The sequence below is a fragment of the Streptomyces melanosporofaciens genome (assembly GCF_900105695.1).
In the GTDB taxonomy this organism is placed as follows: Bacteria; Actinomycetota; Actinomycetes; order Streptomycetales; family Streptomycetaceae; genus Streptomyces; species Streptomyces antimycoticus.
The window spans coordinates 9,973,336-9,987,023 of sequence record NZ_FNST01000002.1 but is presented as its reverse complement, the minus strand read 5'-3'; the positions used below and the strand labels follow the sequence as shown (position 1 = coordinate 9,987,023).

At 73.4% G+C, this 13,688-nt stretch carries 10 protein-coding genes; 7 read left to right on the top strand and 3 right to left on the bottom strand.

Annotation, left to right across the window (positions count from 1 at the left end; genetic code table 11):
- Nucleotides 1-78: 78 nt before the first annotated feature.
- Nucleotides 79-2,910: an NACHT domain-containing protein gene (locus BLV72_RS45045; protein ID WP_093469733.1), complete on the bottom strand. Its 2,832-nt coding sequence runs from the start codon at nucleotides 2,908-2,910 to the stop codon at nucleotides 79-81.
- Nucleotides 2,911-3,020: 110 nt separating this feature from the next.
- Nucleotides 3,021-3,449: a VOC family protein gene (locus tag BLV72_RS45040; RefSeq protein ID WP_093469731.1), complete on the bottom strand. Its 429-nt coding sequence runs from the start codon at nucleotides 3,447-3,449 to the stop codon at nucleotides 3,021-3,023.
- A gap of 522 nt (nucleotides 3,450-3,971) precedes the next feature.
- Between BLV72_RS45040 and BLV72_RS45035 the strand changes: the two genes are divergently transcribed.
- Entirely contained in the window at nucleotides 3,972-4,289 is a 318-nt protein-coding gene (locus BLV72_RS45035) for an NUDIX hydrolase (RefSeq protein ID WP_244321336.1), read from the top strand.
- Nucleotides 4,290-4,550: 261 nt separating this feature from the next.
- Nucleotides 4,551-6,044 (top strand): AlkA N-terminal domain-containing protein, encoded by a 1,494-nt coding sequence (locus BLV72_RS45030; RefSeq protein ID WP_093469729.1) that lies wholly within the window; start codon nucleotides 4,551-4,553, stop codon nucleotides 6,042-6,044.
- 139 nt (nucleotides 6,045-6,183) lie between these two features.
- On the opposite strand, the gene BLV72_RS45025 is transcribed toward BLV72_RS45030, so the two are convergent.
- A complete protein-coding gene (locus tag BLV72_RS45025) occupies nucleotides 6,184-8,130 on the bottom strand; it encodes an FUSC family protein (protein ID WP_093469728.1) in 1,947 nt (648 codons plus the stop codon).
- 350 nt (nucleotides 8,131-8,480) lie between these two features.
- Between BLV72_RS45025 and BLV72_RS45020 the strand changes: the two genes are divergently transcribed.
- The 5 genes from BLV72_RS45020 to BLV72_RS45000 all read left to right on the top strand — a co-directional run bounded on the left by BLV72_RS45020 (nucleotide 8,481) and on the right by BLV72_RS45000 (nucleotide 13,680).
- Complete coding sequence (locus BLV72_RS45020) at nucleotides 8,481-8,678, top strand: ferredoxin (protein WP_059148697.1); 198 nt, start codon at nucleotides 8,481-8,483, stop codon at nucleotides 8,676-8,678.
- Nucleotides 8,675-9,916 (top strand): NAD(P)/FAD-dependent oxidoreductase, encoded by a 1,242-nt coding sequence (locus BLV72_RS45015; protein WP_208905951.1) that lies wholly within the window; start codon nucleotides 8,675-8,677, stop codon nucleotides 9,914-9,916. The genes BLV72_RS45020 and BLV72_RS45015 overlap by 4 nt, the downstream gene beginning before the upstream one ends.
- A 120-nt stretch (nucleotides 9,917-10,036) precedes the next feature.
- Nucleotides 10,037-11,425 carry a polyprenol phosphomannose-dependent alpha 1,6 mannosyltransferase MptB gene (mptB, locus tag BLV72_RS45010; RefSeq protein WP_093469726.1) on the top strand — a complete coding sequence of 463 codons (1,389 nt, stop codon included), beginning with the start codon at nucleotides 10,037-10,039 and terminating at the stop codon, nucleotides 11,423-11,425.
- A complete protein-coding gene (locus tag BLV72_RS45005) occupies nucleotides 11,422-12,639 on the top strand; it encodes a glycosyltransferase 87 family protein (RefSeq protein ID WP_093469724.1) in 1,218 nt (405 codons plus the stop codon). The genes mptB and BLV72_RS45005 overlap by 4 nt, the downstream gene beginning before the upstream one ends.
- A gap of 21 nt (nucleotides 12,640-12,660) precedes the next feature.
- Complete coding sequence (locus BLV72_RS45000; RefSeq protein ID WP_244321335.1) at nucleotides 12,661-13,680, top strand: lysylphosphatidylglycerol synthase transmembrane domain-containing protein; 1,020 nt, start codon at nucleotides 12,661-12,663, stop codon at nucleotides 13,678-13,680.
- The last annotated feature ends 8 nt before the right edge of the window (nucleotides 13,681-13,688 follow it).

Below are 13,688 nucleotides of genomic sequence, written 5' to 3'. Positions count from 1 at the left end.
TGCGGCGGCGAGGGAAACGCAAGAAAAGCCAAAGGTCGTCCTCGATGCGAGCCCGGCCGACGCGCGCTCCTGAAGGGGTCAGCTGCTGCGCCGGGCTTTCGTCAGCGCCCGGTGCAGCACCTCCTCGGCGAAGGCGGGCAGCCGTGTGTCAGCGGCGGGTCCGTGCATGTCCATGTTGAGGACGATGTTGTCCTGGCGCACGAGCACCTGACCACCGCCGTCCCACCGCCACCAGACCGCCTCCTGCCCGAGGCCCAGCATTGACCTGCGACCCCGAGCGTGTTCTCCGCTGATGGTGTCCGCGCTGCGGAAGACCATCACGGCTTCCTGGACGGCGCTCTGACCCGCCTCCGCCCGCCCGATCGTGACCACCAGGTCGACCCTGGGCATCATCTCGCCGTCGGTGGACCAGTAGCAGCGGGACTCCCCGTTGCTGAAAGGTTCTCGGGTCGTCGCTTCCGGTCGGGGTATGGCCCGGGCGGCAAGGTGCTGGTCCAGCAGCTCGCAGGCTTCGGGGACAGACCGGTAGCGTTCGTCGTCCGGGGTGTTGAGTGTGATGATCAGCCCCGGCAGCATCAGGCAGAGCACGATCGGGGACAGGGCGGGGACGATCACCTGCCACGGCGAGGGTGCATCGGGTTTCGGGGTGGAGGTCGGCGGACCCGGCCGGGGTGGCGCCAGCCGGTCCTGGAGGGTGCGGTGCCGGAAGGACAGGACACCGCCGGACTGGCGGAGAGCGCCACGTTGGCAGGCGTCCTCCAGGAATTCCATCAGGTGCCAGGGGAGACGGCCGGTCGCGGCCAGCCAGAGTCTGGCGATGGCGAACTTCCCCCACGCCGAGAAGGCGAATCCGTACAGGAGCAATGCCGCCGCGCCGGTCAGGCACGCCAGCAACCAGTCCCCGCCGGTGACCAGTTCCTCGCTGTGGGCGGGGGGCGTCACACCCGGAGGGTAGTTCGTCGTGATCTGTTGGCTCAGGAACAGCGCCAGCGGCGACAGGAGGCACAGCGCCACGGCGCAGGCATGGCGGGGGTCTGTGAAGGCGCGTGTGCCGGGCAGTGCCAGTACGGTCCGGCGGTCCGAGCGCAGCAGCGCTCGCGGACTGCGGGCCAGGGCGTGGTCGGCGGTGTCCTGCCAGACCGCGCCACCCACGAGCAATACCAGCGGGGCCACCGCGTACAGCGACGACCGCGGGTCCCCCGCCGTGGCGGCCATGACCACGAAGACCGCGATCGGGACGACGGCTGCCGTTCTCCGCAGGAGGAGGGGTATCCGGCCACGGGTTGTGAGTGCGCGGGGCTGCGGGGTGCCCACCGCGTCGTCGATGACGGCGATCACACCGAAGAGGACCGCTACGGCGAGCAGGGGCGGCGAACCGATGCCCAGCGGCCCCTCAACGGGCCGGCTGTAGCCGGTGGGTGCCAGCGCCACCAGGCCCATCGCCATGGCGGCGATCACCGCCGCGTGGCGTACCGGCCACGGCAGCGCGCGTGGCAGGCTCCACCAGGTCACCTCCGGGGTGCCCAGGGTCCGGGCATGGCGAGCGAGGAAGGTGAGCCAGCGGCGTGCGTCCTCGGCGTCCCAGTGCCGCCCCGGGCTCGCGGCGGCGAGGGAGGCGTCGTAGGTGGCGGGCACGAACTGGTCGAGGAGGTGTGCCTCGATGGCCGCGGGTCCGGGGAAGCGGCTGGGGTCCAGCAGTTCGGCCGGGTCCCGGCCGGTGTCGCTGTACGCCTTGCGGGCCAGCGACGCCATCAGCGGGGTGGCCAGCGCCTCGCCCAGGACCCGGGCCCGCGCCGCGCGCGCCGGGTCGGTCGTGCGGGGATCGAGCACCTGCCGCCAGGAGCTGTCGGCTCTGGGGGACGGGGCGGCGGTGCGGGAAAGATAGGCCGTGAGGTCGGCGCGGGTGAGCGGCCGCACGCTGACTGCGGCGGCGCCGGTGAGCAGGCGCGCCTCCCCCGCCGCGTCGCGGTATTCGCCCTCGCGGCTGGTGAGGACGATCTGCGCGGCCCGGTCGAGAGTTCCGTTCAGGGTGCGCAGGGCCTGTGGCCGCACCGCCGCGGGCAGTTCGTCGAATCCGTCGAGGATGGGCAACAGGCGGCCGGTGCGCAGCAGTTCGCGTGCGATGTCGCGGGCGGAGGCGGTGCCTGTGGCCACCGAGGCGTATCGCGTGCCGAGCAGTTCGGCCGCCCACTCCCATAAGTCGGGCTGGGCCTGGGGCCGCCAGGTGGCGAGGGGCAGGATCACCGGGATCCTCTCGCCGGGGGCGCGGCGTTCGAGGCGGTCGAGTGCGAGACGGACCATGAGCACGGACTTCCCGGTACCGGCCGGGCCGAGTACGACGAGCCGGCCCGACGGCACCCGGTCGAGCACATCGGCGATCTCCTCGAACCGCCCGCCGAGAGCGACCGGGCCGCCGCCGGTGATGTTCTCCCGGTGGTCGATCAGGTCTTGGGCGGCGGTGTCCCAACGGACCGGGATCGGCGCCGGATCCTGCAGGCGGCGCAGCCGCTCCTCACGGCCCGACTGCTCCCGTACGGCGCTCGCGAGCCGGTCGGCCGCCGCGTTCAGCTCCGGGCCGGAGAGGTCGCCCCACAGGACCCTGGAGCGCCGGTGGCGCAGGATGGCACGGACGGCCAGCCACACGCCCACCGTGGCCAGCGCCATGGCCGCCGGCCCGAGCATCAGCCCGGGCAGCGCGGAAGCGTCCCCGTCGTCCCGTGCCCTGAGGGCGAACAGACTCGCGCCCGCCGCCACCGAGCAGCCCGCGAGCAGCAGTTGACCTGCGAGCTGAAGGCCGGTGACCGGGCGGCGACCGTCGTTGAAGTGGATTCCGCCGTAGATGGTGTGCGCCTGGATCACCGTGTGCGCGGTACCGGAGAACTCGTTGCGCGCCACCGGCTCGCCCTGCATGCGCTCCCCCTTACGCATCCCCCCGCACATGGTGACGCAGGCGCAGCGCGGGTGTACACCCCGGCGGGGCGCCCTTTCGGGCGCGCCACCGCTGGCCGACTCCCCCGTGGCTAGGGGCGGATATAGGGCCGGGTGATGATCTCCATGTTGTGGCCGCCGGGGTCGTCGAAGTACGCGCCACGGCCACCGAAGAGACGGTTGATCCGTCCGGGGTCGGTGTGGCCGGGGTCGGCGAAGTAGGTGACACCGACCGCTTCCAGGCGGGCGATCATGGCGTCGAACTGCTCATCGGGCACCAGGAACGCGTAGTGCTGCGGCTGTATCGGCTCGTCGCGCTTCTCGTAGTAGTCGAGCGTCACGCCGTTGCCGAGATCGACGGGCAGAAACGGGCCGAACGGGGCGCCGACCTCCACCCCCAGAATCGCGGCGATGAACTCGGCGGACAACTGCCGGTCGGGGGCGTAGACGGCGGTGTGATTCAGCTGAACGACGGTGGCCTGGGGCTCGGAGTCGTGTTGGGGCTGCGTTTGGTGGGGCATCTGTGGTGTGTCTCCGCATCGTGGAATCCGCTGGAACCGGCGCCACGTACGGGCGCCGGGAGGAATGACACGGAGGAAAGGGCGGGCCTCTGGCCCGCCTCGGACTCACGCCGAGGCCGGGCGCCTCACTCGTGCGTGGCCCGTGGCCGACCCGGCAGTCACGTTGCCGACTCTAGCAGCGCCCGCCGGTCCGGCCCCAGGGGCAGTTGGCGGTGGCGCAGAGCCGTGACGCGATGCGGGGCACTCGTTGATCCGAGCACATGTCCGAACGCCACGCTGTCCGATCCATGTGCCACCAGGTCGAGTCGCTCCCTTGCCGGTGACACCCCGGCTCCGTTCCCTTCTGTTGCCCCGCTCCCCTCCGTATGCGAAGGCGGTCCCCATGCCCACGACTGCTGCCGACCCGCGTCAGACGGCCGCGCTGCTGCTCAACCAGGCGGACGCCGCCGTCCCCGCGCCCACGGCACCCCGGCGGGCACCCGACGCTCGCCGCGGCGGGCGGGTGTCCCCCATGTCGTCGGCGTGCATCTGTATCTGGAGCGCGACGGCAAGGTCCTGCTCGGGCTTCGCCACCCCGACTCGGCGTACGCGCCATCCACCTACCACTTCCTGGCCGGCCCCTGCGAGCAGGAATCCGCCGTCGCCTTCCTGATCCGGGAGGCCCAGGAGGAAGCCGGTCTGGTGATCGAGCCCGGGGACGTGGAGTTCGCGCATGCCATCCACCTCATCGACGCTCCCGGCACACAGCCGCGCAGATGGTCCTCCGCGCCCGGCGGTGGCGGGGCGAGCCGGAACTCCTGGAGCCGGACACGTGCGTCGGCTGGGACTGGTGGCCACTAATCGGCCTGCCGGAGCCGACCGTCGCCTACACCCGGGCCGCGATCGACGGGATCAGGGCGGGGCGCCTCTACACCGAGATGGGGTGGAGCTGACTCCGGTCGAAGCGCTCGTGCCGGGCCGTTAACCGCACTGGGCCTCGGCCGGTGATCCGGTCAGGGAGGCACTGGCGGATGACTTCTCCCCCACGCCCACGGGCCCGGGAGCGTCATGTCCGATTTCCGCCAGCGCGCTTCCCCTGCCAGGGCGCACAGTGGAGGTGTGATGAGCGACGACAGCAGGTACGAGGCGGTGTGCAGCCGCGACGCGCGATTCGACGGCGAGTTCTTCTTCGGTGTCGCCACGACCGGGATCTACTGCCGGCCGAGCTGCCCGGCGACCACGCCCCGGCGCAAGAATGTCCGGTTCTTCCCGACCTCGGCCGCCGCGCAGGGCTCGGGGTTCCGGGCCTGCCGCCGCTGTCGGCCGGACGCCGTGCCCGGCTCCGCCGACTGGAACGCGCGGGCGGACGCCGTCGGGCGCGCCATGCGGATGATCGGGGACGGGGTGGTGGACCGCGAGGGAGTGGCCGGGCTCGCGGCGCGGCTCGGTTACAGCGCCCGGCAGGTGCAGCGGCAGCTGACCGCCGAGCTCGGCGCCGGGCCGGTGGCGCTCGCCCGCGCGCAGCGCGCCCACACCGCGCGGATCCTGCTGCAGACCACCCCCCTGCGGGCCTCGGAGATCGCGTTCGCGGCCGGGTTCTCCAGCGTCCGGCAGTTCAATGACACGCTGCGCGAGATATATGCCGCCACCCCCACAGAACTGCGTGCCGCCCGGCCCGCGAAGTCCTCCCTGTCCGGGCCCGGGGTGGCCACCGGCGGGGTGCTGGGGACGAACGGCGGGACGGCCGGGGTGCCGCTGCGGCTCGCCTACCGCGGTTCGTACGACACCACGCAGGTCTTCGACTATCTCGCCCGGCGTGCCCTCACCGGCCTGGAGGAGATGGTGGGCGCCCCAGGCACCCGGACCTACCGCCGCACCCTGCGGCTGCCGGTCGCCTGCGCCATCGTCGAGATCGACGAACGGCCGGGTGACGGCTGGCTGGAGTGCCGGCTGCGCCTGACCGAGCTGCGCGATCTGACCACCGCCATTCAGCGGATTCGGCGCCTGTTCGACCTGGACGCCGATCCATACGCGGTCGCCGAGCGCCTCGGCGCCGACGCCGCGCTCGCGCCCCTGGTGGGCGCGCGGCCGGGGCTGCGGTCGCCGGGCACCGCCGACCCCCATGAACTCGCCGTGCGCGCCGTGCTCGGCCAGCAGGTCTCGGTGGCGGCCGGGCGCGTGCTGGGCGACGCGCTGGTCGCCGCGTACGGGAAGCCCCTGGCGCGGCCCGACGGCGGGCTCACGCATCTCTTCCCGCGTGCGGAGGACCTGGCCGAGGCGCCGCTCACCGAGCTCGGCATGCCGGAGAGCCGACGCGCCACGCTGCGCACGCTCGCCACCGCGCTCGCGGACGGCACGGTGCGGCTGGACGCCGGGGCCGACCGCGACCGGGCCGAGAAGGAGCTCCTGGGGCTGCGCGGCATCGGCCCCTGGACGGCCGGTTACGTCCGGATGCGGGCGCTGAGCGACCCCGATGTGCTGCTGGAGTCGGATGTCGCCGTACTGGCCGGGGCTCGCGGCGCCGGGGCACATCTGGAGGACTCCGAGGGCTGGCGGCCCTGGCGCTCGTACGCCATGCACCACCTCTGGAACGTCCCGCGGGCCCGGCCCGAGTGAGCGCGCCCCGAGCGGAACCGCGCCCACCAAGCCGTCGGTGCGACGGCCGCGCGGCGGCGACGTGTGTTCTCGAGGTGCGCGGGGCAGGACGGCGTACCGCGTGCGCGCCGCGCCATCCGCGGCCGCCCCGTGAGCGGGGTCAGCCCGCCGCCAGGTCGCGGGCCCTGCGCAGCCCGGCGGTGACATCGGCGAGGGTCGCGCAGTCTCCCACCGCCGCCCCCGCGGGCAGGACGAGGTCCGTCGGGGGGCGGCGGGCGGCGACGGCGTCGGCCAGGTCGGACAGCGCGGCCCGCAGCCGGGCCGCGAGGGCGGGCTCGGGCTGCGGGGCGCCCTGATCGAGCCGTACGCCGCAGGCCGTGGCCGCGTCCACGATCTCCTCCAGGGCGAAGACCACCGGCGCCCATGCTGCCAGGTCCCGGCCGAAGGGCGGGTGTTCGGCGCTGGCCACCTCCACCGCGCTGCGCGCGTCGGCGAGGGCGCGGTATGCCTCGCGGCGCAGCCGCAGCCGGGTGGCGTACGGCGCTTCGGCGGTCAGCACCCGGTCCAGGTGGTCGCGGGTGGCGCGGACGGCGAGCGAGAGCCGCACGGATACCTGGGCGCGCGGGCCGCCGAGCCCGGGCAGCGCCCCGGCAGCCAGCACCACACCGCAGGCCAGCAGCGTGTCGGTGAGCCGGGTGAACCCGGGGTCGGTGTCGCCGCCGAGGTAGACGAGGGAGAGCAGCAGCGGTGTGAGCACGGCGGTCTGCAGGGCGAAGTGGCGTACCGAGACGGGGATCAGCGCGGAGCAGACCGCCGCGACGACGACCGGCCAGATGGCGGGGGCGCCCGCATCAGGGGTGACGCCCGCGCCGGGACCGAACAGCGTGGCGAGCCCGCCGAAGACGGCCACGCCCACCGCGGTGCCGAGCGCGCGGGAGACGGCCCGGGAGACCAGCGGGCCCATGTCGGGCTTGACCAGGAAGGCGGCGGTGGCGGGGAGCCAGAACCAGTGCTCGCCCGGCAGTTGCTGGGCGAGCACGGTGCTGACGCCCACGCACAGGGCCACCCGGGCGGCGTACTCCCGGCCCGCCGGGCCCAGCGCGCGGCGCAGCCGCTGCCGGTGGCCGGGGACGACCGCGCCGACGGGGGGCGCCGGTTCGCCGTCGAAGACCCGGGCGGCGAGCAGCACGGCCCGGTGCATGGCCACGTTGCCCGCAGTGTCGGGTACGGGGGCGGGCAGCCGGCCCGGTGGCAGTCCGGTCCGTACCGAGCGGGCCAGTTGGGCGGGGGTGCGCGCGATGCGGTCGGGCACCGGCTCGTTCTCCCACAGGAGGGTCAGGACGCCCTCGCTGAGTGCTCCGGCCACTGCCAGCCGGTCGCGCAGCCGCCGCTCCTCCTCGTCGAGGCGGTGGAGGGGGAGCCGGTGGGCGTAGAGGGCTTCGTACGCGACGTCGTAGGCGGCGGTCAGCCGGCGCCGGGCGGCCTGGCCGCCGTCGGTGCCGACCGCCGTCATCAGGTCGGCCAGGGCGTCGTATACGGCGGCCACCGTCTCCCGTTCATCGGAGGGCGCGGTCTGGCGTGAGGGGATGACGCGTGGCAGCAGCGTGGCCATCGCGATCACCCATACGGCGCCGATGAGCAGCAGGCCCGCCTTGACCGGCGGGGGCACCGGGACGGGCATGCCCGCGCCGACCACGGCGAGCACCATCAGCTGCACCCCGGCGGCGGAGCTGACCGGCCCGATGGCGCTGATCGCGCCGGAGACCAGTCCGACGGCGGCGAGCGCGAGCGCGATCCATATCCCGAGGCCCAGGGTGCCCAGCCAGGCCCCGGTCAGCAGGCCGACGGTCCCGGCGAGGGCGGGCAGGCCGATGCGCACGATCCGGGTGGCGCGGGTGGCGGGGCGGTCGTTGACATGGGCGAACATGGCCCCCAGCCCGGCGAGCATCCCGAAGGGCAAATGCCCGGACGCCACGCCGACGGCCACCACCGGTCCCACGCCGAGGGCTCCTCGGGCCACCGCCGCCCAGGGGATGGGGTCCCGCAGCGCCCGCTCCCCGCGCAGGGGGTGCGTCAGCCAGTCGGGCGGTGTGGGCAGCGTGCGCAAGGATCCTCCGTGAGGTGGAAATCGTGGGCCTCTTCGAACCGTACGTGAGCTATGCGGAACTTTCGTAACCTGCGTATTTCCGCCATGTGAGGCGCTGATGCCCCACCTCGCGCAACGGCGGTCCGCGACCCGGATACCCGGGTGTGACCTGGTGGTTTGGACAGCCTCCCCGGGTCGGCCGGACGGCCTGCCCGGGGTGCACATGCCAGGCTCATATGTCTCGCTGCGTGGCCAGCTTCTTGCGGAGCGTGTTGTGCTGGGTACGCAGGAGAACTAGCCTCCCTTCCGCCCGTTACCGAACATTCGTCTGGTAACCGCCTTCCGTTGATCCCCCAGTGCCGGAGAACGCCATGCAGGTGACCTTGCATCAGGACAAATGCGTCGCCTCGGGGCAGTGCGTACTCGCCGCCCAGGACGTGTTCGACCAGCGGGACCTGGACGGTGTCGCCGTCCTCCTCGACGATCGCCCGCCGGCGGAACTGCACGACGACGTGCGTCAAGCGGCCGCCGTCTGCCCCGCCCTGGCCATCGCCCTGGCCGACGCGTGAACACACCGGGGAACGTCGTGGTCGTGGGCGCCTCGGTCGCGGGGCTCACCGCGGCCGTCACGCTGCGCACCCTGGGATACGACGGAAGGCTCACCCTCATCGGCGACGAGCCCCACACCCCCTACAACCGGCCACCGTTGTCCAAGCAGATCCTGGCGGGCACCTGGGAGCCGGACCGGATCAAGCTGCGCACCGACGAGGAGCTGTCCGACCTCGACGCTCGGCTGCTGTTCGGCAGGTCCGCCACCGGTCTGGACACCGCCGCCCGCCGGGTGGTGCTGGAGGGCGGCGACAGCGTCTCCTACGACGCCCTGGTCATCGCCACCGGCGTCACCCCCAACAGCCTCCCCGGCGCCCACCATCTGGCCGGGGTGCATCTGCTGCGCACCCTCGACGACGCCCTCGCGCTCCGCGCCGATCTGCGCCACAAGCCCGATGTGAAGGTGGCGGTGGTCGGCGCGGGCTTCCTCGGCTCGGAGGCCGCGGCGGCCGCCCGCAGGATGCGGCTGGACGTCACCATGATCGACCCCCGGCCGGTGCCGATGCGGCGGCAGTTCGGCGACCGGATCGCCGGTCTCGTCGGGCGGCTGCACACGAAGAACGGCGTGTCCATGCGCTGCGGCACCGGGGTGCGGCGGTTCTTCGAGTCCGGCGGCCGGGTGACCGGTCTGGAGCTGACCGACGGCACGCTGCTCGACGCCGATGTCGTGGTGGTCGCCATCGGCGCCGCCCCGGCGATCGGCTGGCTGGCCGGATCCGGACTGGAGCTGGGCAATGGTGTCGAATGCGATCCCACCTGCCGTGCCGCGCCCGGTGTCTACGCGGCCGGTGATGTCGCCTCATGGCACAACGACCACTTCGGCTGCCGGATGCGGCTGGAACACCGGCTGAACGCGACGGAACAGGCCCAGGCCGTCGCCCGCAATGTGCTCGGCGAGGGCCAACCGTTCGCCCCCGTGCCGTACTTCTGGACCGACCAGTACGACGCCCATATCCAGGCGTACGGCATATTCCCCGCCGACGCCGAACTCGCCGTGCTCCACGGCGAGCTCGAAGGCGGCCACTTCGTCGTGGCCTACGGGCACCGGGGCCGGGTGGTCGGGGTGCTCGGCTGGAACAGCCCGTGCGAGCTGCGCAAACTGCGTCAACTCGTGGTCGACCGGGCACCGTGGACATCGATCCTGCCCACCCCGCCCGCGGTGTGGCCCGGCCGACACCTCTCGGCCAGTCTCCGGTGACCGCGACGTCAATTTCCGGCCATGCGCTCTCGCGACCCTGGCGTGGTGCTGCGTCGTGTTCTCGTCCAAGGTGTCGCCGTCGCTCCGGGTCACTGCCGGCTTCTCGGCCTCGCTGGGTCAGTGGCCCTGGCGGCGGGCGGGGCGGCGGCCGGAGCGCTGCCGGTGGGGGACGCCCTCACCCCTGACTCCGCGAGAGAGGCGCTCGGGCTGATCAGCACCTATTTCGGGCTGGTGTTGCTGATCGCGGCATGGTGGCTGCTGGGGCGCGAGGTGCGCGGACCGCGGTCGCCCGGCCCCCGCTCCCTGCTGCTCACGCTCGCCACCTGGGCGGCTCCCCTGCTGCCCGGGCCGCCGCTGTTCAGCCGGGATGTGTACAGCTATCTCGCCCAGGGCGCCATGGTGCACGCCCGGATCGACGTCTACACCCACGGCCCCATACGGCTCGGCGGGCCGCTGGCGGAACAGGTGGCGCCGGTGTGGCAGCACACCCCGACGCCGTACGGCCCGGTCTCGCTGGCCTTCGAATCCGCCGTCGCCCACGCCTCGCGCGCCGAGCCGTCCCTCGGGGTGATCGGGCTGCGGCTGATCGCGCTGCTCGGGGTGGCGGTGATGGTTCTGGCGCTGCCCGTTCTGGCCCGCCGCTGCGGCACCGACCCGAGCGCCGCCCTGTGGCTGGGGGCGCTCAATCCTCTCCTGCTGCTGCATCTGGTGGGCGGGGCGCACAATGATGCCGTGATGCTCGGGCTGCTCGGGGCCGGGCTGGTGGCCGCGACGGGCCGATGGCCGGCCTGCGGCGCGGTGCTGGTCACGCTCGCCGCCCTGGTCAAGGGTCCGGCCGCGCTGGGGCTGCTGGCGGTGGCCACGCTGTGGGTGCGCCGGGTGGAGGGCCGCAGGCGCCGCGTCGGCGCCGTGGCGGCCACCGGGGCGCTGGCCCTGGCCACCACCGGAGTGGCGACGGCCGTCACCGGCACCGGCTACGGCTGGATCTCCGCGCTCACCACCCCGGCCTCACCGGACAACTGGGCGCTCACCAGCACGCTCGGCCGCGCCACCGGCGCCCTGCTGGAGGCCGTCGGCAGCGGTCTGGCTCCGCTGGCCGCGCCCGCGTGGCACGGTCTGGGGCTGCTGGCCACCGCCGTGGCCATAGGGATCGCCTGGCTGCGTCCACCCCGCCCCCGGCCCGTGTACGCGCTGGGCCTGAGCCTGATAGCGGTGGCGGTGCTGGGCCCGGCGATCCGGCCCTGGTACGTGCTGTGGGGGCTGTTCGTGATCGCGGCGGCCGGGCCGGGCGGAACGGTGCGCAAGGCGGTGGTGGCCGGGAGCGGGGTGCTCACGCTGGCCGTGCTGCCCAACGGGTTCGCCCCGGATTCGCGGCAGCTGACGTTCGCCGTGTGCGGGGGCGTGCTCGCGGTGTGCGCGCTGTGGTGCGCACGGCACGCACCGGGGTTCGCCACCGGCACCCCGCTCTCCGCCGTCCACGGCGGCCACCGATCGGAGCGTTCGGCATGACGGGGCCCACCACATCTCGCGGACGGCTGGTACTGGCGCTCGCCCTCACCGTGGCGGTGGGGCTCTTCCTGGCCTTCGTCCCGCTGCACCGGGACTGGTTCGACCTGAACGTCTACTACGGGGCCGTGGGCCACTGGCTGCGGGACGGCCGGATCTACGACTTCACCATCCCCGGCGCGGACGGGGCCGACTACGGCTTCACCTATCCGCCCTTCGCCGCGCTGTGCATGCTGCCGATGGCCCTGTTCGACTGGCCGGCCGCGATCACCCTGAGCATGGTGCTCAACGTGGCGGCCTCGGCCACCCTGCTCACCTGGCTGATCGGCCCGATCGTCCGCCGGCACGGCTGGAACAAGTGGTTCGCCTTCGTGGTGGCGGCCTGTCTGTTCGCCCTGCTGGAGCCGGTGCGGGACACCTTCAGCTTCGGGCAGGTCAATCTGCTGCTGCTGGTACTGGTGTTCTTCGACGCCTGGCTGCTGTCCACGGGGCGTGGCCGGTTCGCCGGCTGCGGTATCGGACTGGCCGCCGCCATCAAGCTCACCCCGGCGATCTTCATCGGCTATCTGCTGATCACCCGGCGGTGGCGCGCCGCCGCGACGGCCACGGCCACCGCCGCGGCCGCCACCCTGCTCGCCCTGGCGGTGGCGCCGGGGGCCTCACGGGTCTACTGGACCGAGGCGCTGTGGGACACCGACCGGATCGGTGTGCTCAGTTACGTCTCCAACCAGTCGTGGGAAGGGGTGCTGGCCAGGCTGGTCGACCCGGTTCCGCCGAGCGGGGTGGTGTGGGGGCTCGGGGTGCTCGCCGTGCTGGCCGTCTGGGCGCGCCGGGTGCGCTGGGCGGCGGCCGTCGGGGACGAGCGGGCCGGATTCGCGCTGACCGGAGTCGCCGCCTGTCTGATCAGCCCGATCACCTGGGTGCACCATCTGGCGTGGCTGATTCCGGCCCTGGCGGTGCTCGTCGACAGCGGGCTGCGCCCGGACGCGCCACCGGCCCGGCGCAGGCTGCTGCTCCGGGTCTGTGCGGTGGTGTACGTGCTCCTCTGCAGCAGCGTGGTGTGGCTGTGGCGGTTCGACTCCACCGGGGTGGACGGCTTCCTCGGCAGCAACGCCTATGTGTGGATCTGCCTCGGCCTGCTGATCGCGCTCCCGCTGCGCGGCGCGCGTTCCGCGAACATGCTGGGCCAAGAGCCCTATCCGGCACGTATCCCATGAACGACAGGAGTGTCCGGACCGATGCCTGACGTGATGCCGTGCCCCGCGGGGCAGCCGCTGGAGCAGCCCCTGGACCAGCCCGTGAAGCGGGCGGGGCGCTGGGCCCTGCTCCGGCGGCTTCCGCTGCGCCAGATCCTGTGCCTGCTGCCGCTGCTCGTCGTCGGCTACTGGGTGGTCCGGCACCGGTCGCTGATCGGCTCCGGCGCCCGTCAGATGTTCACCGCCAATCCGTACTGGCTGCTGACGGCGGTGGCCACGACCGGGCTCGGCTGGGTGGCCGTGTCGTTCGCCCGGCAGGGCACGGTGCTGGAGCGGCTGCCGGCCAGGCGGCTGTTCGCCACGCAGTTCGCCGCGGGGGCGGCCAATCATCTGCTGCCGTCGGGGATCGGCGCGAGCGCGGTGAACATCCGGTTCATGACCGGCTGTGGACTGCCGCCCGCCCGTTCCTCGGCGGCGCTGGCCCTGTACTTCCTGGCGGAGGCCACGACCCGGGTGGGGCTGCTGGTGGTGCTGCTGCTGGTGTTTCCCCGGGCGCTACGGCTGGGCCCGCTGCTCCCGGAGTCGGTGAGCGGGATGGTGGTGGCCGGCGCGGTGGTGGCGGCCGGGGCGCTGGTGGCCGGGGTGGCTCTGATCGGGCCGGTGCGCCGGATCGTGGTGAGGTTTCTCCGCACCGCGATGGCCGACGCCCGGTCGCTGCACATGCGGCCGTCCAGGGCGCTGGCGTTGTGGGGTGGTTCGCTGGCGTTTCCCCTGCTGCAGGCGGCGGGGCTGGTGGCGGTCGCCCTGGCGCTGGAGCTCGAGGTACGGCCGGCGCATGTGATGCTCGCGTATCTGGCCGCCACGGCGGTGGCCGCGGTCGTCCCCTCCCCCGGTGGTATCGGCTCGGTCGACGCGGCGCTGGTCATCGCGCTGGTCGCGGCGGGGGCGCCGGTCGAGGCGGCCACGTCCACGGTGCTGGCGTACCGCTTCATCACGGTGTGGCTGCCGCTGATCCCCGGGGCGCTGGTGCTGGGCGGGCTGGTGCGCTCGAAGATTGTCTGACCCGGCGG

Bases quoted from the DNA above. Each gene is read 5' to 3' on its own strand.
- BLV72_RS45020 (WP_059148697.1), top strand. From the start codon at position 8,481: ATGCAGGTGACCTTGCATCAGGACAAATGCGTCGCCTCGGGGCAGTGC.
- BLV72_RS45030 (WP_093469729.1), top strand. From the start codon at position 4,551: ATGAGCGACGACAGCAGGTACGAGGCGGTGTGCAGCCGCGACGCGCGA.
- BLV72_RS45005 (WP_093469724.1), top strand. From the start codon at position 11,422: ATGACGGGGCCCACCACATCTCGCGGACGGCTGGTACTGGCGCTCGCC.
- BLV72_RS45000 (WP_244321335.1), top strand. From the start codon at position 12,661: ATGCCTGACGTGATGCCGTGCCCCGCGGGGCAGCCGCTGGAGCAGCCC.
- BLV72_RS45040 (WP_093469731.1), bottom strand. From the start codon at position 3,449: ATGCCCCACCAAACGCAGCCCCAACACGACTCCGAGCCCCAGGCCACC.
- BLV72_RS45045 (WP_093469733.1), bottom strand. From the start codon at position 2,910: ATGCAGGGCGAGCCGGTGGCGCGCAACGAGTTCTCCGGTACCGCGCAC.